Source organism: Vibrio chagasii (assembly GCF_002954585.1).
GTDB classification, from domain to species: Bacteria; Pseudomonadota; Gammaproteobacteria; order Enterobacterales; family Vibrionaceae; genus Vibrio; species Vibrio chagasii_A.
In genome coordinates this window covers 1,599,621-1,623,874 of the sequence record NZ_MSCI01000001.1, presented here as the reverse complement: position 1 = coordinate 1,623,874, position 24,254 = coordinate 1,599,621, and the positions used below count along the sequence as shown (strand labels likewise).

The 24,254-nt window shown below is 43.2% G+C and carries 19 protein-coding genes; 9 read left to right on the top strand and 10 right to left on the bottom strand.

All coding sequences use genetic code 11. The features are described 5' to 3' along the window. Window positions 1-370 precede the first annotated feature (370 nt). Both BTO10_RS07475 and BTO10_RS07470 read left to right on the top strand, forming a co-directional pair. Window positions 371-1,609 (top strand): alpha-xenorhabdolysin family binary toxin subunit A, encoded by a 1,239-nt coding sequence (locus tag BTO10_RS07475; RefSeq protein ID WP_004737472.1) that lies wholly within the window; start codon window positions 371-373, stop codon window positions 1,607-1,609. A 167-nt stretch (window positions 1,610-1,776) separates the two neighbouring features. Then, a complete protein-coding gene (locus BTO10_RS07470; RefSeq protein ID WP_105024114.1) occupies window positions 1,777-4,173 on the top strand; it encodes a hypothetical protein in 2,397 nt (798 codons plus the stop codon). 181 nt (window positions 4,174-4,354) lie between these two features. On the opposite strand, the gene BTO10_RS07465 is transcribed toward BTO10_RS07470, so the two are convergent. Next, window positions 4,355-5,386 carry a zonular occludens toxin domain-containing protein gene (locus tag BTO10_RS07465; RefSeq protein WP_105024113.1) on the bottom strand — a complete coding sequence of 344 codons (1,032 nt, stop codon included), beginning with the start codon at window positions 5,384-5,386 and terminating at the stop codon, window positions 4,355-4,357. A gap of 2 nt (window positions 5,387-5,388) precedes the next feature. After that, on the bottom strand, window positions 5,389-5,676 hold the full coding sequence (locus BTO10_RS07460; protein WP_004737469.1) for a hypothetical protein: 288 nt from the start codon (window positions 5,674-5,676) through the stop codon (window positions 5,389-5,391). A gap of 371 nt (window positions 5,677-6,047) precedes the next feature. Here BTO10_RS07460 and BTO10_RS07455 point away from each other — a divergent pair, with 371 nt between their 5' ends. Both BTO10_RS07455 and BTO10_RS07450 read left to right on the top strand, forming a co-directional pair. After that, the gene (locus BTO10_RS07455) at window positions 6,048-7,397 is read left to right on the top strand and encodes a mechanosensitive ion channel domain-containing protein (RefSeq protein ID WP_105024112.1); all 1,350 of its coding nucleotides are present in this window, start codon (window positions 6,048-6,050) and stop codon (window positions 7,395-7,397) included. After that, window positions 7,387-7,599, top strand: coding sequence for a hypothetical protein (locus tag BTO10_RS07450; RefSeq protein ID WP_105024111.1), 213 nt, complete (start codon window positions 7,387-7,389; stop codon window positions 7,597-7,599). The genes BTO10_RS07455 and BTO10_RS07450 overlap by 11 nt, the downstream gene beginning before the upstream one ends. Window positions 7,600-7,753: 154 nt before the next feature. On the opposite strand, the gene BTO10_RS07445 is transcribed toward BTO10_RS07450, so the two are convergent. The 5 genes from BTO10_RS07445 to gcl all read right to left on the bottom strand — a co-directional run bounded on the left by BTO10_RS07445 (window position 7,754) and on the right by gcl (window position 13,678). Next, entirely contained in the window at window positions 7,754-8,362 is a 609-nt protein-coding gene (locus tag BTO10_RS07445; RefSeq protein WP_004737466.1) for a TetR/AcrR family transcriptional regulator, read from the bottom strand. Window positions 8,363-8,510: 148 nt separating this feature from the next. Further along, entirely contained in the window at window positions 8,511-9,821 is a 1,311-nt protein-coding gene (locus BTO10_RS07440) for a glycerate kinase type-2 family protein (protein ID WP_105024110.1), read from the bottom strand. A gap of 259 nt (window positions 9,822-10,080) precedes the next feature. After that, window positions 10,081-10,977, bottom strand: coding sequence for a 2-hydroxy-3-oxopropionate reductase (locus tag BTO10_RS07435; protein ID WP_105024109.1), 897 nt, complete (start codon window positions 10,975-10,977; stop codon window positions 10,081-10,083). A 37-nt stretch (window positions 10,978-11,014) separates the two neighbouring features. Next, on the bottom strand, window positions 11,015-11,791 hold the full coding sequence (gene hyi / locus BTO10_RS07430) for a hydroxypyruvate isomerase (protein WP_008220967.1): 777 nt from the start codon (window positions 11,789-11,791) through the stop codon (window positions 11,015-11,017). A gap of 114 nt (window positions 11,792-11,905) precedes the next feature. Then, on the bottom strand, window positions 11,906-13,678 hold the full coding sequence (gene gcl / locus BTO10_RS07425) for a glyoxylate carboligase (protein WP_061032996.1): 1,773 nt from the start codon (window positions 13,676-13,678) through the stop codon (window positions 11,906-11,908). A gap of 314 nt (window positions 13,679-13,992) precedes the next feature. Between gcl and aceB the strand changes: the two genes are divergently transcribed. Further along, window positions 13,993-15,618, top strand: coding sequence for a malate synthase A (aceB, locus tag BTO10_RS07420; RefSeq protein ID WP_105024108.1), 1,626 nt, complete (start codon window positions 13,993-13,995; stop codon window positions 15,616-15,618). Window positions 15,619-15,697: 79 nt separating this feature from the next. Further along, the gene (locus BTO10_RS07415) at window positions 15,698-16,138 is read left to right on the top strand and encodes a GlcG/HbpS family heme-binding protein (RefSeq protein WP_004737460.1); all 441 of its coding nucleotides are present in this window, start codon (window positions 15,698-15,700) and stop codon (window positions 16,136-16,138) included. Between the two features lie 84 nt (window positions 16,139-16,222). Here the strand turns inward: BTO10_RS07415 and BTO10_RS07410 are convergent, their stop codons facing one another. After that, window positions 16,223-16,705, bottom strand: coding sequence for a MarR family winged helix-turn-helix transcriptional regulator (locus BTO10_RS07410; RefSeq protein ID WP_004737459.1), 483 nt, complete (start codon window positions 16,703-16,705; stop codon window positions 16,223-16,225). Window positions 16,706-16,828: 123 nt separating this feature from the next. Here BTO10_RS07410 and BTO10_RS07405 point away from each other — a divergent pair, with 123 nt between their 5' ends. Next, complete coding sequence (locus BTO10_RS07405) at window positions 16,829-17,722, top strand: DMT family transporter (protein ID WP_105024107.1); 894 nt, start codon at window positions 16,829-16,831, stop codon at window positions 17,720-17,722. Between the two features lie 87 nt (window positions 17,723-17,809). Here BTO10_RS07405 and BTO10_RS07400 read toward each other — a convergent pair whose 3' ends face one another. Then, a complete protein-coding gene (locus BTO10_RS07400; RefSeq protein ID WP_105024106.1) occupies window positions 17,810-19,075 on the bottom strand; it encodes an MFS transporter in 1,266 nt (421 codons plus the stop codon). A gap of 91 nt (window positions 19,076-19,166) precedes the next feature. Between BTO10_RS07400 and BTO10_RS07395 the strand changes: the two genes are divergently transcribed. Both BTO10_RS07395 and BTO10_RS07390 read left to right on the top strand, forming a co-directional pair. After that, entirely contained in the window at window positions 19,167-20,903 is a 1,737-nt protein-coding gene (locus BTO10_RS07395; protein ID WP_105024105.1) for an SgrR family transcriptional regulator, read from the top strand. Window positions 20,904-21,137: 234 nt separating this feature from the next. Then, window positions 21,138-22,055, top strand: coding sequence for a DMT family transporter (locus BTO10_RS07390; protein ID WP_105024104.1), 918 nt, complete (start codon window positions 21,138-21,140; stop codon window positions 22,053-22,055). Between the two features lie 159 nt (window positions 22,056-22,214). On the opposite strand, the gene BTO10_RS07385 is transcribed toward BTO10_RS07390, so the two are convergent. Next, on the bottom strand, window positions 22,215-23,756 hold the full coding sequence (locus BTO10_RS07385) for a GH3 family domain-containing protein (RefSeq protein ID WP_105024103.1): 1,542 nt from the start codon (window positions 23,754-23,756) through the stop codon (window positions 22,215-22,217). Between the last annotated feature and the right edge of the window lie 498 nt (window positions 23,757-24,254).

Below are 24,254 nucleotides of genomic sequence, written 5' to 3'. Positions count from 1 at the left end.
CATTTTTATCATTTAACTCATTAGTGAATAAAATAAAAGTCACCGACGCCTTTCTAGATATAGCCTGAAGAAAGAATGGAAACTAATGATTTAAATATCACCAAATTCAATAGATCAACAATCAAACAATATGAATCCCAATATGTGATCTAGATATAACTTTTCATTATAAATTTGCTATAGATTGACCAAATCTTATAAAAACAAAAAGCACATTAATGGAGAGCGTATTTAAAACCCACAGCATAATTACAACAATAACAATATAAAGAATTCAATAAACCCGCATAAATATATAAATACCATTTTTATGGTAGAGGAATTTATTGTCTCTAAAAAAGCTAATAACAAATCTAACAGGGATTCAAACATGAAAAAAATCACACGAACACTCGTATTATCTTCGATCTCGATTGGGCTGCTTTCCTCTTTTGCTTTCACTTCTCAAGCAGCGCCAATTCAAGTTAATCAAGCGTCAGCCGAACAGAATATTCCTCAAATCACCTACGATACGATCATCGGTGAAAATGGCGTGTTTATCGATCTAGAAACCGACAATTTCATCCTCAAGCAGCAAGAGTGGTACCAAATCCAAGCTTATGTAGAGGGAGCATTGGCACTGCCTGTCACAGAAACCAGCATGAAATCGGCTTTTAGCATTCCTAACGACATCCCTTTCTCTAACTTCCAAGCCTTAGTTCAGCAATACTCAAATATCCATGACACCGCTTTCTACTGGAAAAAGGACCTGTACCCAAGCATCGTTAACCTGTCACTAAGCCTGGCTAACTACGCGCAAATCAAAGACTACATGCTTAACCCTTTGAGCGACGCCCTCAATGAGATGTTGGCAAAGGCATTCTCTCCGTTACCAGAAGATATTGAAGCCGTTGAACGCAACCGAAAAATGGCGATTGCTTACCTGAAAAGCCTGCAAAACTTTTCATTGAGATACCAGCAAGAGGTGTCCGATGTGGGTGATAACTTGTTGGACTTCTCTGCGCAGCTAGACACGCAAAAGCTACAACTTGAAGTGTTAGAAGGCACACATAACGGCTATCTAACGGATGATGGCAGTGCACTTCAACAGCAAGTAAACGACATCAATGCTCGAATCGCGCAACTCAACAAAGACTACACTCACTACGTCACGGTAGCCTCTACCGCCGTCACCTACGCATGGTTCCCTTTAGTCGCCGTGCCAATCATGGGCGTCTACGGAGATAAAGCGGAGAAAGCACGTAAGCTGCGCAATGAACTGCAAAATGAAGTTAAAGATTTAGAAGAACAATTGTCTTACACACAAAAGGTATATAACTCTTACCATCGCTCTTCAGAAAGCATTGATCTTATATCTCAGCAAATTGAAGATGCAATCCCACACATTAATAAGCTGAAGTTAAATTGGCAAAAAATGAATACCGACTTCACATCACTGCTTGCAGCATTGGATGAAGCTCAAAACAATGCCGATATCATGAAAGACGACGCAATGCTTGGTGCTATCGGTGCATTAGCCAATACATCGGTTGCAGAAATGAACTGGAATAACATCAGCGAGAAAGCCAAGGCATTTGCAAATAATGCTTATATTCAAGAAATGGAGTAGTCCATACCCATCGACAAATAGCTCGGCAAAGCGACGCCTCGCTATAAGTTAAACCAGCAAGACCAATAAAAACAAAACAACAACAGAACACCACGCCTTATGAAAAATAAGGTGTTGGTTTCTGCTACCCAAAATTTGGCTAATACTCATTTCGACAGGACATTAATATGAGAATTCTACCGATTATTATTTCTCTTTCATTATCTCCACAAGCTTTTGCTAGTGACTGGCTAGAACTTAATAACTTGCCTAATTCCACCGAATACCCAACTTGGATTCAATCTGCTTATTCCGATGTCGATGTTCTCTCTCGCTCTACATCTGATCTCCACATCAACCTCAGTGACTGGATTGCAGAACAGAACCTCTACGTGACTAAACCCTCAAAGATCGTCGTTTTTGCCGATACTATTGAGGTTCCAGAAAACTTCAACTTGGTAGTGAATAACCAAAACATACTCATTTTTGCCCGTAAAATTGTCGGTCAAGGTGCCCCGACGTTCGTTCTTGGGCAACAAGGCGCGGCGGCATCAGTGACTGTGATTGCAGGAGAGATCGAAACTCCGATTAATGTCCTTGCCTTCCAAAGCGATGGCAGCATCACACGAGATGCCCTTTCTGCAGAAGACGGCGATGGAACCTCTGTGGTACTAGCAGGTGAACACTACCGCAGAACCACCATCGACTCGAACATTACAGGGCAAATGAAACTGGCGACCACACCTTTTACCGACATTGTTAACCGCTCTTTTGATATGGCTGCCAGCTTATTCGACACTAACCCAGAGCTTAGCCTCGAACTGATGAACTGGATTGAGCAGAGTTTGCGTCACGCAGGCTCAGTGGTGGAAGATGACCCTATCCTTTCAGATCTATACCTACAAACCGTTGCCTTTAAACAGTTCATTAGTTTCAGCACTAAAGAGAGTAACTATGTGCCTTATCTCGACAAGGTGCTCTACCAAGGCAAATACGAAGCGTACCTGAATGCAATGATCGCGTATCAAGCGCAGTGGGATATCATTCAAGACAGAAGTACGGTGATCGAAGACAAGATTGAAGCTGCGAAGTTAGCACTCGATAACGTTGAAGACGTTCTCAGAGCACAAGACTCGATCATCACTCAAACCCAATCTAACATAGACAAAATAGGCGACAGCCTGACCGAAATCGACAGCCAATACAAAGCTCAAGAACTTGTGACACTGAGTGCAAGAACCACTTACTTAGTCGGTGTAGAAAACTGGAAAACTCAGCAAGAGCTCAATGCAGCATTGGCTATCTTCAAAGCCATCGCAGAGATTGGCAGTGCCGTCAGCGGTGTGTTCACAGGAAATCTATCTGGCGTGAACGACCTCACCGAGCAATTGGCTAAAACGCCAGAAGCACTGGATAAAGCGAAAAACTTAGTCACCAATATCAAGACAGTCACGGGGATCATTGATAGCGTTACCAAGACTATTTCCGGCATCGCGCAGCTCACCGCCGATGTGAAATCGACCATCAAACTTCATAAAATCTCCGAAGCGATGGATGGCTTTAACTTTAATATTCCGACTTTGAATGAGAGTAATCTGGCCTGGGATCTGATGATCACCGAGATCCGCAGTAACTTAAGACTTGCTGATAGCTTGGGAATTAAAGGCGCGAGACAATACTTAGTCGAACTTGAAAAACAGGTGCTATTAGGCAAAGCAATTAACACCACTCAGCTTAATTTTGCACAAGAGCAAGCCAAACTCGTCGACCTACTATTGACCAAGAACGTCACCGCTAATCAACAGCAAAGATTGAGTGACGCCATTGAGAGTTATCAGGTAGACAGCGAAGGTTTCGACTCCATCGAGCGTGAGCTTTCACGAGTGCTAATGCACTTCAAACGACCAATGTATGTGGCTTTGTCTAACTATGTTCAGGCATACGAATACTGGGCATTGAAACCAAGTGAGATAACACCTTCGTTGAATAAAAGTTACTTGGACTACCAGTTTGACCTCGCGTCCATAGAAAGTGAGTATGTTAATGCACTCTCTTCATTCCAGCCAGCACCACAAGACTTCACTATCGACAACTACACCATCTCTAGCCAAGAGCAGCTCGATAGCTTCGCAACCACTGGCGAGTTGAACTTCACTATTCCATTAGGTCAGGCACAACTATGTTCATTCGACCGAGTTAGACTCTCTACTGTACGTGTGTTCTTAGAAGGGGAAAACTTACCTTATGGCAAGCAACTCAACCTTGAAATATCGAGTTCAGGTAACTATGCCGACCGCTATCAGGATCAGGATTACCAATTCAGTTCTAATCCAGTCTCACGCGCGTTTTACTACCGCTTGGATGACCCAACCACCAATGACGTTAGCATCATCACAGATGGCGCAGTGGCGAATAAGTTCGAATATGCGTACTTCCAACCAACTCCATTCTCGACATGGAATGTCACCCTCAACAACTTCGATGAGGCAGACCAAGCCAACAACCAATACCTACAAGATGTAGAACAAATTAGGGTTGAGTTCTTAGGCAGTGGTATCCCTAATGGCAACAGTTGTTCTAATTAGTCGGAATAGTGAAGAAGGATAACATGAAACACAAAAAGCCCCCCCTTAAGCTATCTGAGGGCCAGCATTATTACGCATAAACCGGTGGAAATCCCTATTCTAGGTATAGAAAGGGATTTCTTCAACTATGATTCAAGCTAGATAGTAAGAACCGTAAACACAGTGTGTTAATTTTTATCAACTACTCATTTGGAGGACAAGTTATGACTTTGACCTGATTCTTATACTGAAATACCAATAAACAATCTTCGTAGTTAATAATTTCTATTTTTTTAAAAATCATATTATTAGAAGTTAACTTAAAGGAAGTTTTGTTTTGTTCCACTTCAAAGTAAGTGACTTTTTCGCCTCTATCAACATACCAACTATCAATAATAATCTTTGAGTTAAACAATAGGTTGATTAGCGACATGTCACTATAGCTCTCTTCTATACCGACTTCCTGTTCATTTTCGTTACTTATATTTTGAGGAGTTTCAGTTTTTAATTCTCTTTCAGAAGTTACAGGTATGTCTTTTTTTTCTTCTAAATTTACATGGGCTTTAGAGTGGCTAATATAAGACTTTAAGCTAAAGTCTCGTTCTGTAGAAAAATTATAAATTAAAAATACGAGCGTAATGGCAGCTAATACAGGCCAAAACATAATGTTGCTTTTGTTGTCAAAGTGAAAAAGGTTTCCAGTTTTTACATAATCTCGTTGATAAAAAGAATTATAATTCGAAAACGTCTTTTTACTATAAAATCTAAGTTTAGATGACAGCACAACGACACGTTCTAGCGTAGGGACACCGTCATAAACTTTCTTTATATAACTCCACTTCTTAAGAAAGAAGGGGTTATGCGTTATTTTATGTGAAAATGATATTAAATCTTGCATCTTTTCAGACAGCGAGAGCGGGGATTGAGTGATAATAAAAAAATCCGTTCTGAACTTACGATGTTGTGCCAAAAGTTGGAACCAAGCATCTTCATCTTCTTTTAACAAAAATTGAAATTCATCCAACACGAAAGTTAACTCAACGTCTGAAGAATCAATTAATCTAACAATATCAAAAATTTCAGGAGTTTCATTTACTGTAAGATATTCACTCGATACATTGATAGGAATATTAGTGAATACTTTATTACCAAGTTTAAGGTTCGGTAAAATATGATACTTCACGGCTTCATAGGTTTTTCCAGTTCCAGGTCTTCCGTAAATAAGTGTAATCATAACTACCCCTTAAGAACTCGAATAAACGTAACAATAGGTAGCGCAAGCAAGCCGCAGAAGATTACGAGGAAAAAGCCTAAGAAAAAGGCTTCATTTACCAACTGAACCGCTTCTATATCTTGCCCGTTTTTCTCTAAAGCTATTGCTAACCTGTCTAAAGAGTTTGCAAGTAAGACATTGCTATCGCCTCCGATACTATCTTCAAATCCACCTAAATAACTCTGACAGAAATCATCAAACTGGATGTTTTCATCGTGTTGTTTTTTTACATCTAATTTGATTTGGGACATAACACTTCCACCAAGGCTAAATATACGAATGAAGCAAAAATCGATCCGAGATGTCTTCCTAAAACTAGTATTTTTCTCCATCACGATTAAGTAACTAGCATCCAGTTAAATAGAAAAATTTCTCCCCTAAAAGGGAAACCTAATATGGTATCAACAGCCCAAGTAATGCAACCAATGGCAATGCAACATTAACTTAGTTTTCTGAACTTATTTTGGCTCAAATATTGCAAAATTCCATCGGAGGTGAATTTATGGAAGTAATAAGTTTCTTAGTCGGGTCTTTATGTGGGTTTGTTTTTATGCTGCCTTGTCTTATAGCGTTGGTTCAATAAATTCAAATTTGAGAGTCAGAATGAAAATGAGATAGGAATATGATAATAAAAAGCGCATTAAAATTTATGACCCATGAAGCGATCGTGTTATCTGTTATCTTCATTAATGCTGTTGTGATGGTCGCACTTGAAACAACACCAACATTACCAAAGACTATAGGCTATTGGATTCTTTGGGTAGATTTCGTTTGCGTGCTCTATTTTGCAGTGGAACTTGGTGTCAAATGGACAGATTTGGGTACTAAGGGTTACTTTTCTGATAATTGGAATAAACTAGACTTTTTAATAGTAATACTGAGTATCCCGGTTCTCATTGAACCTTTCTTAAGTGGTGGTATTGGATGGTTGGGTGACATGGCCATTCTTCGCCTCGCTCGTTTCTTGAGACTATGGCGAATTCTCCGTTATGTCTACACTTCGGAAACATACAAGTGTCTGCGTATCCCAGTAATCCTACTGATTGTTTTAACAGCCTTTACTATGCTGATTGATAGCAGCAAAGACTTAATATCAGATATTTACCCTCAGATTAAGCTCACTTTGAATGTTTTGCTTGTACTCAGCCTCACTTTTTTACTCGTTAGGATGTTACGAGTTTTATTTTCTACATTTTTTCACAGAAAACTCACTCAAAATCCTTACAACTTTGACAGCTCTCTTGTCGATTTTATATGTCTGATCGCGGTTGTTTTGACATCATTAAACGGAATAATGATAGCAATAAGCACTGCAGGTCATGATCCATTCGCTCTCCTCGCTGGTTTGGGGATCGGAGGTATGGCAATCGCATTTGCTGCACAGGACGCAGTGGCAAACATTATCGCTGGAATAATGTTACTGGTTCAAAAACCATTCAAAACAGGAGATTGGATTTGTATTAATGGAAATACAGGAGCCGTACATCATATCGGACTTAGATGTACAGTTTTAGAAGAGTTTGGCGGGGAACACTTAACATTCCCTAATAAAATATTTATGGATAGTCCTGTCAGAAATATAGACAAAAGAGGCTTTTACTTACTATCGGGGAGTATTCGACTGCATCATAAAACCAAGCATAATGAAATTAATGAAGTCATAGACATGATGAAAAAAATATGTACCGAACATCCTGAGCTATATAACGATTGTGGCGTGCGCTTCGAAGGATTTGGAGAAGCATGCTTCCCTGTTTCATTTTGGATGTGTGTTAAAGAATGGAGCCAGAGTGAACAAATAATATATCGAGACCGTTGGGAAAAAATAAGAGTGGTTGAGCAGGATTTTTATATCAAACTAGTGAAGGGGGTAAATGAAAAAGGGATTACGTGTGCAATGCCAATTCGCGAAATGGTGGAAGAAAACAAAACATCACCGCTAACAGAAAAGGACGGATACCATGAAAATTAAACATCTATTAATACTATTAACGTTGCCATTTGTGCCTTTTGAAGTACTAGCAGCTGCTACAGAAAATATTGAACAAATTGCAGGGTCGATTGATTTAACTTCGGTAGAATCAACCGCATCTGATGTAGGGGTTACTGCTGTTGCAGTCAGTGCCACTGTAAAGGCTGTTGGTATAATTAAGAATGTTATTAACCAAGCCTAAACCTATGCGTTACGATTGATGCGAGTATAGTAGTATCCTTACTGTACTCGCGACGTCGAAACAATACCTTAACACTCAAAGATAGTGGTTAGCCCCTGGACTGACCAAACGTCAAATTTAGCTATGTACCAGCTCCTGCGAGAAATCAAATGTTTCAGCTTTTAACACCGCAACCTTTAATCACTAGCTGAGTGATAAACTCAGCGGCTTCTTCGTAGTCTTTATCATCGAGCTTATCTTTCTGCATAACACTGCAAATCTGCCAGCCAAAATCGGCATAGGTTTGGGTTGCCGCCCAAATGGTAAACATTAGGTGATGCGCAGGCACGTCGTCCATCAGCCCTTTTGCCGACCAAGTCGAGAACTTATCAAGGATCATCTGTGACTGCTTATACAACTCATCACCGATCTCTTTCGGAAGCACCTTGGCGCCCGACATCACTTCATTGGCAAATACCTTAGACGCGTGTGGGTGGTCGCGTGAGATGATTAACTTAGTTTGAATGTATTGAGATAGGGCTTCTACGGGATCGCTCAGCTCTTCAATAGGACGAGAGGCTTCAAGTAGCGGCTGCGTGACGGTTTCTAGAACGGCATTGTAGAGCTTGTCTTTCGAGCTGAAGTAATAGAATACGTTGGGTTTGGGAATGTCGGCCGCCTTCGCGATATCCGCCATTTTAGTTGCGGCATAACCATGAGTAGCGAATTGTTCACACGCCACTTCGATGATTAAATCTTGATTCTTTTGTCTGATCCTAGACATATGACTTCCTTTACAGCTCATTACTTAAACCATAGTAATCAACGTGCTTCATTAGTCCAGAAGATAATTCAAAGAACTCAAGGTCACCGCATTGATAACAAAAAATGGCCGCCCACATGCACAGTGGAGCGACCCTTTTATCCGGTTGCTAGAGAATCAATATTGCACGGAAGTCATTGACGTTAGTCAGCGTAGGCCCTGTCGACAGCAGAACGCCGGTTTGCTTGAAAAAGTCATAACTATTATTCGCCTCTAGATAATCATCGGCTTTAAGTGATAAGCGAGTACCTTCTTGCCAGATTTCTGGCGTTATCCATGCTCCGGCATTGTCTTCCACACCGTCAATACCATCCGTATCAGCGGCCAATGCGAATATGTTGTCCTGCCCTTTCAGTTCGTTGTACAAACTTAAAAGGAACTCACAATTGCGCCCACCACGACCGTATCCTTTAACCGTTACTGTTGTTTCACCACCTGAAAGCAATACACAAGGAGTCTCGAAAGGGTGCTTATTATTAGCGACTTGTTTAGCTAATGCTGCATGCACCTTTGCCACTTCTCTCGCCTCACCCTCGATACAATCACTCAACACATACGCAGGAATACCCAAACCTTCAGCCTCTGCCGCCGCTGATTCAAGGGCAGACATGGGAGTCGCGATAATATGGTGCTCGGCGTTTTTCCAACAAATGTCATCTGGCTTGATGGTTTCAGATTTTGGGTTATTCAGCCATTCAAATGCCGAGTTAGGTATTTCTATTTGGTAGCGTTCCAATATGGCGAGGGCATCAAAACGCGTGGTGGTGTCTGGTACGGTTGGTCCAGAGGCAATCACACTGATGTCATCACCCGGTACATCCGAAATCGCCAATGACACCACTCTTGCTGGATACGCAGCTTTAGCAAGTCGGCCGCCCTTTATCGAAGACAGATGCTTACGAACACAGTTCATCTCATCAATGGCTGCACCAGATTTAAGCAGCGCTTTGTTGATTTGTTGCTTCTCTGCCAAGCTAATATGGCCACCAGGCAGACTCAGTAATGCGGAGCCACCTCCCGATAAGAGACATATCACGGTGTCGTCTTCACTTAGATTGCTCACCAACTCCAACATCCGGTGACTAACTTCAAGCCCCATCGCATCCGGAACTGGGTGCGCTGCTTCGATCACCTCGATGTACTCACATGGCGCGAGATGTTCATAACGAGTCACAACCAAGCCTTCTAAATCACGTAGCGCAAGGTCTTGCTGTTTCTTGGCTTGCCATACGGCTTCCAATTCAGCGGCCATCGATGCTGCCGCTTTCCCTGCCCCGATAACGACAGTTCGCCCAGCTTGATTTGCCGAGCGATAAAATATGTCTTGAGGAAGAAAAGGTTCGATGTGATTTTTGGGTAGTGCCTGATTTACAGCACTTGAGAAAAGGGTTTGCAAAAACTGCTTAGCATCAATGTCCATCAGCCACTCCTTAGTTGACGGAGGAAAAAAGAACCCCAATACAAGGCGAAAGGGTGCCTGCTAAGATTAAGTTGGAAAGGAACAACTTCAACCTTTGCCTCGTATCGGGAACGCGTATAAAAGGAGACGAAACTACGCGATTTATAAACAAACTGTTTGAAACTGGGGGGCTAACTTATCGAAGCTAGCCCGGATTCATTGGTTTTAGTTTCATTAGAAACGACAAAACCAATTATTGAAACGGATTACTCGTTAAGGATTAGCGAATTGAGTGATCAGAACGCTTCTCTATCGCTTGAACCAGCGCAGAGTGATCCCAACCTTCACCGCCCATTTCAGCACATTCGCCAAATAGCTCTTGTGCGATAGCTGTGTTTGGCAGCGCAACACCTAGTTCTTGTGCGCCCGCTAGCGCAAGATTTAGATCTTTCTGGTGAAGCGAGATTCTAAAGCCAGGGTCAAATGTGCCTTCCACCATGCGCTCACCATGAACTTCAAGGATCTTAGAATTAGCGAAGCCACCCAGTAACGCCTGGCGAACTCGCGCTGGATCAGCACCGGCTTTTGATGCAAATACAAGTGCTTCAGAGACCGCTTCAATGTTTAGTGCAACGATGATCTGGTTGGCAACCTTACAAGTTTGGCCAGCACCGTTATCACCCACCAGCGTGATATTTTTGCCCATCACTTCAAATAGAGGTCGAGCCTTATCAAAAGCGTCTTGCTCACCACCCACCATAATAGTCAGTGCGGCATTGATCGCGCCTACTTCGCCACCTGAAACCGGAGCATCAAGATATGATGCACCACCTTCGTTGATGCGTTCTGCAATGGCTTTCGTCGCGATAGGTGAGATAGAACTCATATCGATAACTAGCTTACCTGTTGCTCCACCAGCAGTAAGACCTTGCTCGACACCGTTATCACCAAACAGCACCTCTTCTACTTGAGGGGTGTTCGGTACCATAAGAATAATGACATCCGCTTGTTCCGTAGCTTCGGCTGGGGAGTGACAAACCGTTGCGCCTGCTGCAACCAACTCGGCAGGAGCAGCGTTGAAATGATCCGACAGAATCAAGTCGTGACCTGCTTTTTGAAGGTTACTCGCCATAGGTTTACCCATGATGCCAGTTCCGATAAATGCAATTTTAGACATGTTGTTCTCCTTAACGTTTGAGGGTTACCAGGCGCAATTAACGGTACTGGTTCAGCCAACCAAGGCCTTCGGTCGTTGTCGTTTTTGGTTTGTATTCGCAGCCAACCCAGCCTTGATAGCCAAGCTCATCAAGGTAGTTAAGTACGAATGGATAATTGATTTCTCCGGTACCCGGCTCGTGTCGACCAGGGTTATCAGCGAGCTGCACGTGAGCGATTTGACCAATATTCTGCTGCATGGTCGGCGTAAGATCGCCTTCCATAATCTGCATGTGATAGATATCGTATTGGATAGAAAGATTATCGCTCGCCACCTCTTTAATAATGGCTTTCGCTTGCTCGGTGGTGTTTAGGAAAAAGCCCGGAATATCGCGCGTGTTAATCGCTTCAATCACTAAGCTAATGCCTTCGGCAGCCAGAGCATTTGCGGCATAATGAAGGTTAATCACAAAGGTTGCCTGAGCATCTTGCGGAGTCACTCCCTGTGGGACAATGCCCGCCAAACAGTTCACCTGTTTACAACCCAGTTTCTTGGCATAAGCGATCGCTTTAGGCACGCCCGCTTGAAACTCTTCAACGCGTGCTGGGTCAACCGCAATACCACGATCGCCTGCATCCCAATCCCCAGCAGGCAAGTTAAATAGCACTTGCTCTAGATTATTAGCATCAAGCTTTTGTTTAATCTCATCCGCATCAAAGGCATATGGGAAAAGGTATTCGACGCCTTGAAAACCTGCCTCTGCGGCGGCTTCAAAACGGTCCATAAAATCAACTTCCGTGAATAACATTGACAAGTTTGCTGCAAATTTTGCCATGATTCTGTCCTTACTCTTTGTTTGATGAAGCTAATGTGGTTTGGTGAAGCCTCACTCTATTGGAGGCTTTCCGTAGAGCTCAATCTCCCTCTACGGACACACATTACTTCGTGATTACTTGTACGCTAGCGCGGTTGGCGCATCGCTACTGCTTTCCGCAAGCGGTTCAAATTCATTGATGGCGTTGATCTCTACGCCCATAGAGATATTGGTCACGCGCTCCAAAATCAGCTCAACAACCACAGGCACTTTGTGCTTGTTCATGAGCTCTTTGGCTTGCTCAAACGCTGCTGCAATTTGGTCTGGTTCGCGAACACGAATCGCCTTACAACCAAGGCCTTCAACAACAGCAACATGGTCAACACCGTAGCCTTCAAGCTCTGGCGCATTCTGGTTATCAAATGCCAGTTGCACACAGTAATCGATATCAAACTGACGCTGCGCTTGGCGAATCAAGCCTAAGTAGGAGTTATTCACCAGTACATGGATATATGGCAGGTTGAATTGGGCACCTACTGCTAGCTCTTCAATCATGAATTGGAAGTCGTAGTCACCGGAGATAGCGACGATATCGCGATCCGGATCCGCAGCTCGCACACCCAATGCCGCGGGTGTTGTCCAACCAAGCGGGCCAGCCTGACCACAGTTGATCCAATGTCGAGGCTTGTACACATGAAGGAACTGCGCTGCGGCAATCTGCGACAAGCCGATAGTGCTGACGTAGCAAGTATCACGACCAAATGCTTTGTTCATCTCTTCATAAACGCGCATCGGTTTCATCGGTGCTTCATCGAAATTAGTTTTGCGTAGCATGGTCGATTTGCGCTCCTGACACTCACCTACCCAACCACTTCGATTTGGTAATTTACCTGCATCGCGCCACTCTTTAGCGACTTCAACCATGAGCTCAAGTGCCGATTTTGCATCTGAAACAATGCCTAAATCAGGGCAGAACACGCGGCCAATTTGGGTTGGTTCAATATCGACATGAACAAACTTACGACCTTCGGTGTAAACATCGACAGAGCCGGTGTGACGGTTGGCCCAACGGTTACCCACGCCAAATACAAAGTCAGAGTTCAGCATGGTTTCATTACCGTAACGGTGAGAGGTTTGTAGACCCACCATACCCGCCATTAGCTCATGATCATCTGGGATAGAGCCCCACCCCATCAAGGTTGGAATTACTGGTACACCTGTGATCTCAGCAAACTGCTGCAGCAGCTCAGATGCGCCTGCGTTGATAACACCACCACCTGAGACAATCAGAGGTTTTTCAGCTTGTGCCATCATGGTGAGTGCTTTCTCAACCTGTTCGCGAGTCGCTTTGGGTTTGTATGGTTCAAGCGGCTCGTAGGTATCAATATCGAACTCAATTTCGGCTAACTGTACATCTAGAGGTAGGTCAATCAGCACAGGGCCAGGACGTCCTGAACGCATCAAGTGAAAGGCTTTTTGAAAAGCGCGTGGCACTTGAGCTGGCTCCAGTACCGTAGTTGCCCACTTAGTGACAGGCTTGGCAATGGATTCGATGTCGACCGCTTGAAAATCTTCTTTATGAAGGCGAGCACGTGGAGCCTGACCAGTAATACATAGGATAGGGATCGAGTCAGCCGATGCCGAATAAAGGCCTGTGATCATATCCGTCCCTGCTGGACCTGAAGTACCAATACACACACCAATATTATCTTGATTCGTACGTGTGTAACCTTCAGCCATGTGTGAGGCACCCTCTACATGTCGAGCTAAGACGTGATCGATCCCTCCGAGTTTTTTCATTGCTGCGTACATTGGGTTTATTGCTGCGCCGGGAACACCAAATGCGATGTCTACTCCTTCACGTTTAAGCACTTCAACCGCTGCTTCAATCGCTTTCATAATTGCCATTCGAACCTCCAGTTCAGATTGTATACAATTAAATTGACTTTTGTGTACTATGAATCATCCTCAGCATTTATCAAGCCCAATTTGAAACAATTTTGTTACATCAACCTATCCTATTGAACAGCAAACAAGACTGAAAACCTTACAATTCATTGCTTTACATAAAATATCTTTACGTAAAAATAAATTACAAAAAGATCAAATGATAAATAAATGTTAAATACCATTTGCTTGTTTACAATTTCTACAATATAAATACCGTTAAAAATAACATTTTGTATACAAAATGACATCGTATTGTGTAAAGGAGACAAGCAATGATGAATGACGTGAAAGAAAGAGAAGAAACACTGTGTATGCAGGTACTTGGGAATATGGACAACCCCGAGTACAAAGAGATCTTGTCTAAAGATGCATTGAAGTTCTTAGAAGCTATCGTTAACAAGTTTGGAGATCGCCGTCATGCCCTGCTAAATGATCGCGACACAAAACAAGCGCAATATGATGATGGTGAGCTACCTAACTTTAGAAAGGACACTATCTCTATTCGTCAGAATAAAGAGTGGAAAGTCGCAACACCGCCACCAGAGCTACTGGATCGTCGCGTAGAGATCACAGGCCCTATCGAGAGAAAGATGGTGATCAACGCATTAAACTCAGGTGCGAAAGTCTTCATGTGCTGTTTTGAGGATGCGTCTTCCCCAACTTGGGCCAACATGGTCGAAGGGCAAATTAACTTAAGAGATGCCAACTTAGGCACCATCAGCTATTTCGATGAGAAGAAACAAAAGAACTACCAGCTAAACAGCGACCCTGCGTTGTTAATCGCTCGCCCTCGTGGAATCCATCTACCTGAACAATCGATTCAATTCAACAATCAACCTATTGCGGGTTGTCTGATGGACTTTGCGTTGTACTTTTTCCACAACTATCAATCACGAGCGCAGCAAGGCTTGGGCGTTTACTACTACATTCCAAAGCTTGAGAGCATGGAAGAAGCACAATGGTGGGACGACGTTTTCAGTTTCACTGAGAACTATTTCAACGTCGCAAAAGGCACCATCCGTGCGACCGTATTGATTGAAACGCTGCCAGCCGTTTTCCAAATGGAAGAGATCTTGTACGCCATGCGCGATCACATCGTTGCGATGAACTGCGGCCGTTGGGATTACATCTTCAGCTACATTAAAACACTGAAAAATCATAAAGATCGTATCTTGCCAGACCGTCACGGGATCGGAATGGATCAAGAATTCCTTAACGCATACAGCCAACTGCTGGTTCGTACTTGTCACGCTCGTGGAGCACTGGCGATGGGGGGCATGTCAGCCTTCATTCCAGCAAAAGATCCACAAGAGATGGAGCGTGTTACCGCCAAGGTTATTGAAGACAAACAAAGAGAATCGCAAAACGGCCACGATGGCACATGGGTCGCGCACCCTGCCTTAGTTGATTTAGCGATGTCGATCTTCGACAAGCACCTTGATGGCAAAGTCAATCAGATGGATTTCCAAAGCCCTGAACACACCATCAATGCCGACACCTTACTTAAACCATGTGAAGGCAGCCGCGACGAAGCCGGCGTGCGCAAGAATATCCGTATTGCGCTGTATTACATCGAGGCTTGGATCCAAGGCTACGGCTGTGTACCTATCTACGGACTAATGGAAGATGCCGCCACCGCCGAGATCTCAAGAGCCAACATTTGGCAATGGATCCATCATGGCGTCACGCTCGATGACGGCCAAACCTTTACCAAACAACTGTTCCACTCTTGGCTTTACCAAGAGTTAGACACAATAAAACACGAAGTCGGTGACTCGCGCTACGCAGCAGGTCGATTTGAAGAGACAGCCGATCTTTTCTATCAACTTTCTACAGCCGAAGAGTTCGCTGCCTTCCTAACTTTACCCAGCTATGGGCTTTTGCAAGAATCCAGCTAGGCGTCTTGCGGCGATTCAAACAGTGCACTGATTAATGCTCTGTTTGAAATAGCCAAGCCCCTGAAAATTAGGAGATAACATGGGAAGTTTGACTCTACAACAAGCGTTAACCATCATAGATGGCACCTTTAAAGCAGGCAAAAAGATTCACACAGAGCCCCTCACTGTTGCTGTGTTAGACAGCGGTGGCAAACTGATTTCTCTGCAACGCCAAGATGGCTCCAGCATGATGCGACCTGATATCGCCATTGCTAAAGCCTGGGGCGCACTCGCACTAGGGTGTTCCTCAAGAAAACTCGCCCAAGATGCTGACAACAGGCCAGCATTTATCTCCGCCGTGAACGTACTCGCACACGGAAACATGGTGCCAGTACCAGGGGGCTTACTGATTCGAGACAAGGATAAAACGGTAATCGGTGCTATTGGTGTCAGCGGCGACATATCAGACATCGATGAAAGCTGCGCCATCAACGGAATTGGCTGCGCAGAACTGTTTAGCGACGAGATGCTTCAAGCTTAATTCAGCAATAGAGATAACATAAAAAAAGAAAACCGAAGCCTTGTGCTTCGGTTTTTTAATGAATCTAAAAAGACATAAGCGAACCTACTCGTAGGCACTCAACCAAGTTTTTAAGAGTTGGTTAGTGTTTTTCTTCTGGCTAGCCGATAAAGACTTAACCAGTTTTTTCTGCATTTCGACATGCTCAGTCATCATCTCATCAATCAGAACTAAACCATCTTTGGTCAATTTCACGCTGACGCTGCGTCGGTCTTCTTTACTGTGCTCGCGGCTGATTAACCCTTTAGCTTCCAGTTTATCAAGACGATTAGTCATCGCACCTGAGGTCAGCATCATTGACCCAATGAGCTCAGAGGGCGTTAGTCGGTATGGCTTGCCAGAGCGTCGTAAGGTCGCTAATACATCAAACTCGCCCAATTTCATGTCGTATTTTTTATGAAGGTCGGCAACTTGCGTCTCCATATACTTGGCAATACGCATAATCCGGCCCATCATTGCCATAGGCTCAGTTTCTAATTCGGGCTTTTCCTTTGCCCATTGCTCTACAACGCGGTCGATAGCATCCATTTGCAATCTAGCTCCGTTATTAGTCTGATTACTTTAAACTAGTTTAACATAAAGATACTTTACAACCACTAGTTCTCAGTATACAGTTCACACAATAGTTATCTTAACGTAAAGATATTTTAGATGAACATATTATTAGCAATGATTCCCGCATTCTTCTGGGGAACAACTTATGCAGTGACGCAATTTACGCTACAGGAGTGGCCACCATTATTACTAGGTGCTTTGCGTGCATTACCTTCTGGTTTGTTATTGCTAGCGGTAAAACCGACACTGCCGAAAAAAGGCGAGTGGCAAATCATTTTCACTCTAGGCCTGATCAACATCGCGACCTTCTTTGGTTTGATCTTCGTGATGGCACTGACACTGCCTTCAGCGATTTCGGGCGTGGGTATGATCTCTGTGCCTGTGTTCGCAATGATGTTCCATTGGGTAGTGAAAAAGCAGCGCCCACATTTGATTCAAGCTTTGTCCGGTATAGGACTGGTCACCTTGGCGTGGATTCTATTCAACCCAAGCCAAATCGTATTGAACCCTATCGGTTTAGGTGCCATGTTTGCCGCGATCATGTGTATCGTTATTGGCAGCAGCATTACCAAATCACTGGGTAATCGCATGCATTGGTGGAAGGTACTGACATGGCAGCTGATTCTGGGCGGTGCAATCTTGTCTGTCGCGTCTGGCGTTCATGCCTTCATCGATCCGCAACCTTATGTGAATGCTGTGACTCATTTCGATACTCGTAACGCAATGGGCTTGGTTTGGGTAATTGGGCTAAACACAGCACTGGGTTACGGTATGTATGTATGGCTACTACAACGTATGACTGTGGTTGATTTTACCTTTGGTGGTATCGCCAACCCAGTAGCGGGCATCATGACAGGTATGGTGTTAATGGGCGAATCCTTCACTGCGGTACAATACTCACTCATGACAGGCATGATCATTATGTCACTGCTACCACAGCTGATTCTTGCAATCCGACAGTCCAAGACAGTCAAACCCGTTACGCAGTAAAAGCTGCAAACTAAACTATAAAAACGCGCCTTAAATTGGCGCGTTATTTATTAATGGTCGTTACAAAACTTAAGCCAAATCCTAAATCTAATCAATATATCGAACCTTGGTCATCATCAACCCAAGGGCAGCCAACACTTGAGCCACAAAACAGCTGACAAAGAGTACCGGCAAACCAAACATTGTCACCAAGTATCCAGAAGCAGCCAGACCAAATGGCATCAAGAGTTTAAACAAAGACCCTGTAATTCCCGCAACACGACCAAGGTGCTTTTCCTCGAATGCTTCTTGACGATAGCTCCAAATACAAATGCTGCTGTAGACGCCAATCGCACTCACCCATAAGAACGACATCATCAATACGCCTTTTTCAATAACAACCATGTGCGCTGAAGTCATACCTTGCAATAAATAGCTTTGACTCAGCAATGCAGGGAACAAGAATCCAAACGCCTCTAAAACAATAGATAAAATAAGCAGCACGCCAAGCCCGATGCGCTTTCTAACCTTATCAGCGGTAAAAGAACCTAATAGTCCACCGACACCGGACGCCGCGATCAAGTAACCCACCTCGATATGACTGAGCGCTAATTCAGCTTTGGCAAAATAGATAGCTTGAATCCAGAAAATGGCACCCGTGGTATTGATCACCATCACGACCAAGGTGATGTGCCACATGTTTTTGTTCGCATATAAGATCAACCAACCCTCTTTAAGCGCACTCAGCACCGACTGTTGAGCGACGGGGGCTGATGGCTTGAATTCCAGTTTATTGAGCTGCCAAAACGCTAGCACATACATCCCCGCAATAAGCAAAAACACGTTATGTAACGCAGACAATAAAAGCAGCCCCCCAGACAAAACTGGGCCAACAGTTTCTAACAAACTGTACAAAGAACTCATTCTCGCGGTGGCGGTATTTTGCATGTGCTGAGGTAAAACATTTTTCATCATCCCAATACGCGCATTGTGGTAACCATAGTTAAACGCCATCATCAGGAACGCGCATGGAAACAGTGCGTACAAAGGGTTCGGTAACCATCTCACTGCAATATAAGAGACGACCAATACTGCCGCTTGCCCGATCAACATGCATTGTGACCACTGCTTTTTATTAAACCTATCAACCCAAACACCGATGAACAGAGCTAATAGTAGGTTGGGTAAAAACTCGACGGCTCTCATCCAACCCATCATCTCTGAAGACTCTGTCAACTCGTAAACCAACAAGGGCAGAGCAAGGTCATAAATCTTGGTACCAAAGGCAACAAAGAACGCTGTTGAGAACAAAACAATAAAGCTTGAGCTTTTCCAAATAGAGGGTGATGCCCCTGCACCTTTTATACTTTCCATTTCTCATTCCTTTTAAAAACAATCGAATAACTCTATTATCGAGATTAAAAGATGAAGAAAAATAGAAAGATCAAACAAGGATTTCACCTTTATGCATTACTGGAAGGCTCTAGCATTTTTACGTTCTCGGGTACTCGTTAACCAACCGACCTCACTCTCTTTAACTGAAGTAACCAATGCGCTAGGTTGTACCAAACGTAACGCTCAATTGGTGATCAAAAAGCTAGTCAGCGAAGGCTGGATTGACTGGAAGTCGGGAGTTGGCAGAGGCAACCTACCCACGCTCACGCTATTAAAAAGCCTGGACAGTGAGCTTGAGGTACGAATAGATGAGTTGCTCTCTGATAATAAAGTTGACCAAGCATTGGATCTGGTTGATGAATCACAACGGGATCAGTTTCTACTGGGTTATATCAGCCGCTATCAAAGCTTGCCGACTGAACTAGATATTCTGCAAATCCCTTTTTATCGAGGGACACACTGTCTGGACCCGATTAAAGTCACACGACGCACTGAAGCTCACATCACTAGCTACCTTTTTAGTAACTTACTACGTTTCAACAAGTCGACTCACTCGTTTGATGGTGATCTTGCCATTGATTGGTACCAAACAGAGCACCGTTGGCACTTCACGTTACGCAAAGGCTTAGTCTTTCATGACGGTTCACCGATTCTAGCGCAAGACGTCAAAGCACACTTTCAACGTCTGATAGGCAGCAGTCATCACAATAGTCAGCAATTTAAATGCATCTCCGCTATTACTGTTATCGATCCGCTCCACCTCTGTTTCGATATCAATGCCAACACAGGCTACTTTCCATCACTGCTATCGTGCTCCGCTGCGGGTGTTGCCAAAGAAGTAGGAGGGAAAATCATTGGTAGCGGCAGCTTTAAATTGGTGGAACAGTCCGAATGGCTAACCAGACTCGAGGTTTTCAGCTCCTACCATGGGCACCGACCTTGGGTAGACGGTATAGAAATTTGGAATGTTGGTGATAAAGCCAAAGACTATGAAATGCACTGCGATATTGTTCACTCACACCCACACTACCAACACTCATCCATCTCAAACGAGCTTGCCGAGATAGAACAGTGGGAAAAGGGGTGCGAGTACGCTGTGATAAACCCACATCGACACACTTGGCTATCAAACCGACAACACCTTAAATCACTGAGTGAATTACTACGTTTGCTAGGGATCGCAAAAGACATATCTCTGGACACCGTCGGCTACGCCGAGGGGATGCTATCGACGTCCAATCAATCAACACAGCCAAAGATAGAAACGGCGAATAACCAAAGCCCATTACAAATGGCCCGACAATTCGCTGACCAGCTTAGCAAGCCTAAACAACCATTAAAGATCTTAACCTATCAGCTGTTTGACCACATAAAAATGGCTCGCCACTATTGTGATCGGTTAAATGAACTTGGTTTTATCTGCGAATATCAAGTACTTGAGTTCCCAGAATTTTGCCAGCCAGATAACCTAAAAGATGCTGACATATTAATTAGCGGCGAAGTGTTTTCAGATAATCTCGACAGTAGTTGGATGGGGTGGCTACAAAGCTCTATCGCATTAGAAGTTTGCCTCACTGATGAGCAAAAACAGTGGCGAGATGAAAGCCTTGAACGGCTTTGGAAAATAACCGATTACCAACAACGACAACCTGCCTTCCTAGACATAGAAGCGCAATTGATCACATTCGGAATCTATCGACCAATTTTTCACGTTAAACAGCAGCTCAATTATGCCAAAACCGTGAACCCTGTGGAGCAGTTGGCGAACGGCTGGATTGATTTCAACCAAATCACTATGCGCCGCTAAATTGGTCAACTCTTAAACTAAAATTAAACCTCATAAAGAACAATGACTTTATCAAAATATCAATTGGTGAAAAAATTTACCTTTCATTGTTTATATTAGAGATTTAATTTCTACATTTCATTTCAATTAGAGACAAAAAGACAATTTTTTTCTCCGACGACCTCCTTATACTGTGCCACGTCATTAAGGCGCTACAAGCCTATGATTTAAAATAATTATTAATGAGTAGTCACCATGAATTCGAAGTCGCTAACTATCTTGCTTTTTGTCTCTGTTTGCTTAATTTGGGGAACCACTTGGTTCGCTATGGAAGTGGCATTGCATTCTATCCCACCAATTTTTGCTACTGGACTGCGCTTTTTACTTGCAGCCCCTCTGCTTGCAGTATTAGCAAAAGCCTTTAATCAACCTTTGCTGTTCCCTAAGGGCAAGCGTCAATGGCTGCTTATTGTGGCACTGATGTATTTTGCGATTCCGTTCACTTTGATGATCTACGGTGAGCAATACATCTCTTCTGGTTTGGCTTCGATTATCTTCGCTAATATGCCTGTTGCTGTGATGCTGATGTCGGGTTTATTCCTTGGTCTACGCTTAGCGAAACATCAAATATTCGGCCTAGTTACCGCGGTTATAAGCCTGTGTTTAATTCTTGGCAACGAAATGCAAATGGGCGGTGATGACTACTTTATCGGTACGGTTTGCCTGGGTCTTGCGGTTGCAATTCATGCGGTAATGTACGTGTTAGTTCAAAAACACTGCAAAGGCATCGAAGTACTGACTTACAACGCTATACCAAGTTTTATTGCTGCGATTTTCTTGTTTGCAGTATCGGCAGTAGGTGAGAACGTGAACGTAGACTCTTTCACTTGGGATTCTATCTCAGCGGTCGTGTACCTAGGTTTTGTAGCGAGTGTCGGCGGTATTGTGGCTTACTTCAAACTAGGTCAGGTTTCGACGCCGTTCCAAGCATCCATTTGTTTCCTTATCTTCCCAGTGGTTGCACTGCTGATCTCTTGCTACATCAACGGTGAAGTACTATCTGAACAGTCTCTGCTTATGATGATCCCTCTACTTTGTGGCATCTTGCTAACTAAAGCACCGAAGAGCATCTTCAAGCTGCGTTCAACGCTTAAAGCGGCAAGCACTAACTAAGTAGCTAAACAACTAAAACCAAAGCCATATTCAAACTGCCCCAGAAACAAAGCGTGTGTTTCTGGGGCCTTGTCTATTAGTCTATATGTTTAACTGGAGTGAGGATGAACACACTCTCTAACTACGCAAAGTAGCACTTACTCAGTCATATAAAACTTCTCACCCAGCCTCATATATTTCTTCAAGGGTTGTGACTTGAGAAATTGAATCCATTTGACCGAGTAGAAAGTTCGCAATTTCACGGTTATTGGACACTCTAGGTACCTTTTGTTGATTATCAACTTGTTTTTTATTTTCAGTTAGGTAGTCGCAAAATGAACGTTCTCTTAGCCTTGTTACTATGGGTATGCTGAGTTCTCCCTTACTTCGGAATGCTTGATAGAACGCACATTGTGCCATTAATGCTTTATCAAGCTCTTCAGCTAAAATCGATAAATTAATCTGTTCATTATCAGGTATTTCAATAAACCAATGATGGTAAAATAACTTGGTGTCATTGCAAATCGGGCTAGGAGCGACCGTAAACTCATGCACACTAATATTTAACTTTTCCGCGACTTGACTCATTACCAACTCAACATGTTCGCTACGGATATGTTCACCCATAATATTTAACTCATGCTGTGTCCTACCACATACCACGATACGGTAAGGGTTGATGGAAACAAATCTTACGATATCGCCTACACAATAACGGTATAAGCCCGAAAACGTCGAAATCAACATCACGTAGGCTTGATCTCTCTCAACCTCTTGTAAAGAGAGACATGTGGGCGTCGCTGTATGAAATTTGCTCAACGGAATGAATTCAAAAAAAACGCCATTATGAGTGTCGAGCAACATACCGTCTTCTTTTAAATCTTGCACAGCAAAAAAGGCCTCCGAGGAACAATAAAACTCTCGAACATTGATTTTATGGCCTAGCATTTTTTCTATTGCGGGTAGGTAAGGTTGATATCGAGTCCCCGAAGAATAGAAGGTATCAAGATTTGGGAAGATATGATGTAAGCACTCAGAGCCAGAAACTTTTTGGCAAGCTTGTAACATTACAACTACCCAGGAAGGAAAGCCAACCATAGAACGAATATCCTTGGCATTAATGGCTTCTCGCGCAATTTGTAGCATCATCTCTTCATGCTCAGGAATGTCTAAAGTTTCTTCAACCGGTACAACTCCTTTAAACAGCCTTTTAGGCAATAGCTTTCGAGTCAGCCCAGATAGTCTACCAATAGGAAAACCATTCATCGAGACTGTTTTACATGACCCTGTTAGAGCAATACAATTAGCATGAACTAGTGATTTTTGCTGAGTTATTAAAGGGTATAAATGTGCCAATTGCATTGAGCCTAACAATTGATTTGCCTGACTTTCTTTTGTCACAGGAACATATTTAATTTCTCCCGTGGTACCTGACGTACATGCAAAGTAACGAGGCTTGCCCGGCCAAAGCACACTCTCTTCTCCAAGAACAACTCTTCGCATGTAAGGGGCGATCGTTTCGTTAGTCTGAATGGGAACAAGTGATTGAAAATCTCTAACGGTGCAAATACTAGAAAAATGATTTTGCTTGCCGAATTGGGTCTTCCGCCCCGACTTTATCAGTTTCTTAAATACATTACTTTGTCCAGAGATGGGGTCTTTAAGTAGTTTTTTATATTTCCTCTTAGTTTGAGCATACCGAAGTGTGTGGATAATTTTCACTTTTTAGTCCTTATCATTAGGTGGAGTTTGTTTACATGAACTGCGTAACAAAAAGGTAAGTAGATAGACGGTATTGAATGCGCATCTTTTTAGTAAAAGGCACTAATATTCAGGCACAACCTATAAAAGCATGTAAGCCATTACTATTTGCTCCTTCACGCTCCGCTTGTCTCCGAAAACCAAATTGGTCTTCGCAATTCCAGTCATTACTCCTTTGTTAGCCAACTAACATTAGTCAAACAAACCATATTCACACTGTTTCATATTAAAATATTTTAAAGGACTGTATGATTTTTGAATCCAATCACTATTTATAATGCAACAACCATAGTGTTGCGTAGGGTGGTAAGTTCTATTGACTGAGGACGCATTTACCTACAAAGAGGCTATGCTAATTCTGACACTCGCATTAACAACTTTATGCTCAAATTTGATAATGAACTACGCGAAAAATGAGGAGGTTACTTTGCATGTTTTTCAACAAACAGGCTGTACTGG

What these genes read in the sequence shown, in the direction of transcription:
- BTO10_RS07440 (WP_105024110.1), bottom strand. Translation starts at nt 9,821, where the DNA reads ATGGACATTGATGCTAAGCAGTTTTTGCAAACCCTTTTCTCAAGTGCT.
- BTO10_RS07450 (WP_105024111.1), top strand. Translation starts at nt 7,387, where the DNA reads ATGAAAATTAAACATCTATTAATACTATTAACGTTGCCATTTGTGCCT.
- BTO10_RS07470 (WP_105024114.1), top strand. Translation starts at nt 1,777, where the DNA reads ATGAGAATTCTACCGATTATTATTTCTCTTTCATTATCTCCACAAGCT.
- gcl (WP_061032996.1), bottom strand. Translation starts at nt 13,678, where the DNA reads ATGGCAATTATGAAAGCGATTGAAGCAGCGGTTGAAGTGCTTAAACGT.
- BTO10_RS07410 (WP_004737459.1), bottom strand. Translation starts at nt 16,705, where the DNA reads ATGGATGCTATCGACCGCGTTGTAGAGCAATGGGCAAAGGAAAAGCCC.
- BTO10_RS07395 (WP_105024105.1), top strand. Translation starts at nt 19,167, where the DNA reads ATGCATTACTGGAAGGCTCTAGCATTTTTACGTTCTCGGGTACTCGTT.
- BTO10_RS07445 (WP_004737466.1), bottom strand. Translation starts at nt 8,362, where the DNA reads ATGTCTAGGATCAGACAAAAGAATCAAGATTTAATCATCGAAGTGGCG.
- BTO10_RS07400 (WP_105024106.1), bottom strand. Translation starts at nt 19,075, where the DNA reads ATGGAAAGTATAAAAGGTGCAGGGGCATCACCCTCTATTTGGAAAAGC.
- BTO10_RS07435 (WP_105024109.1), bottom strand. Translation starts at nt 10,977, where the DNA reads ATGTCTAAAATTGCATTTATCGGAACTGGCATCATGGGTAAACCTATG.
- BTO10_RS07460 (WP_004737469.1), bottom strand. Translation starts at nt 5,676, where the DNA reads ATGTCCCAAATCAAATTAGATGTAAAAAAACAACACGATGAAAACATC.
- BTO10_RS07465 (WP_105024113.1), bottom strand. Translation starts at nt 5,386, where the DNA reads ATGATTACACTTATTTACGGAAGACCTGGAACTGGAAAAACCTATGAA.
- aceB (WP_105024108.1), top strand. Translation starts at nt 13,993, where the DNA reads ATGATGAATGACGTGAAAGAAAGAGAAGAAACACTGTGTATGCAGGTA.
- BTO10_RS07390 (WP_105024104.1), top strand. Translation starts at nt 21,138, where the DNA reads ATGAATTCGAAGTCGCTAACTATCTTGCTTTTTGTCTCTGTTTGCTTA.
- BTO10_RS07405 (WP_105024107.1), top strand. Translation starts at nt 16,829, where the DNA reads ATGAACATATTATTAGCAATGATTCCCGCATTCTTCTGGGGAACAACT.
- BTO10_RS07475 (WP_004737472.1), top strand. Translation starts at nt 371, where the DNA reads ATGAAAAAAATCACACGAACACTCGTATTATCTTCGATCTCGATTGGG.
- hyi (WP_008220967.1), bottom strand. Translation starts at nt 11,791, where the DNA reads ATGGCAAAATTTGCAGCAAACTTGTCAATGTTATTCACGGAAGTTGAT.
- BTO10_RS07455 (WP_105024112.1), top strand. Translation starts at nt 6,048, where the DNA reads ATGATAATAAAAAGCGCATTAAAATTTATGACCCATGAAGCGATCGTG.
- BTO10_RS07415 (WP_004737460.1), top strand. Translation starts at nt 15,698, where the DNA reads ATGGGAAGTTTGACTCTACAACAAGCGTTAACCATCATAGATGGCACC.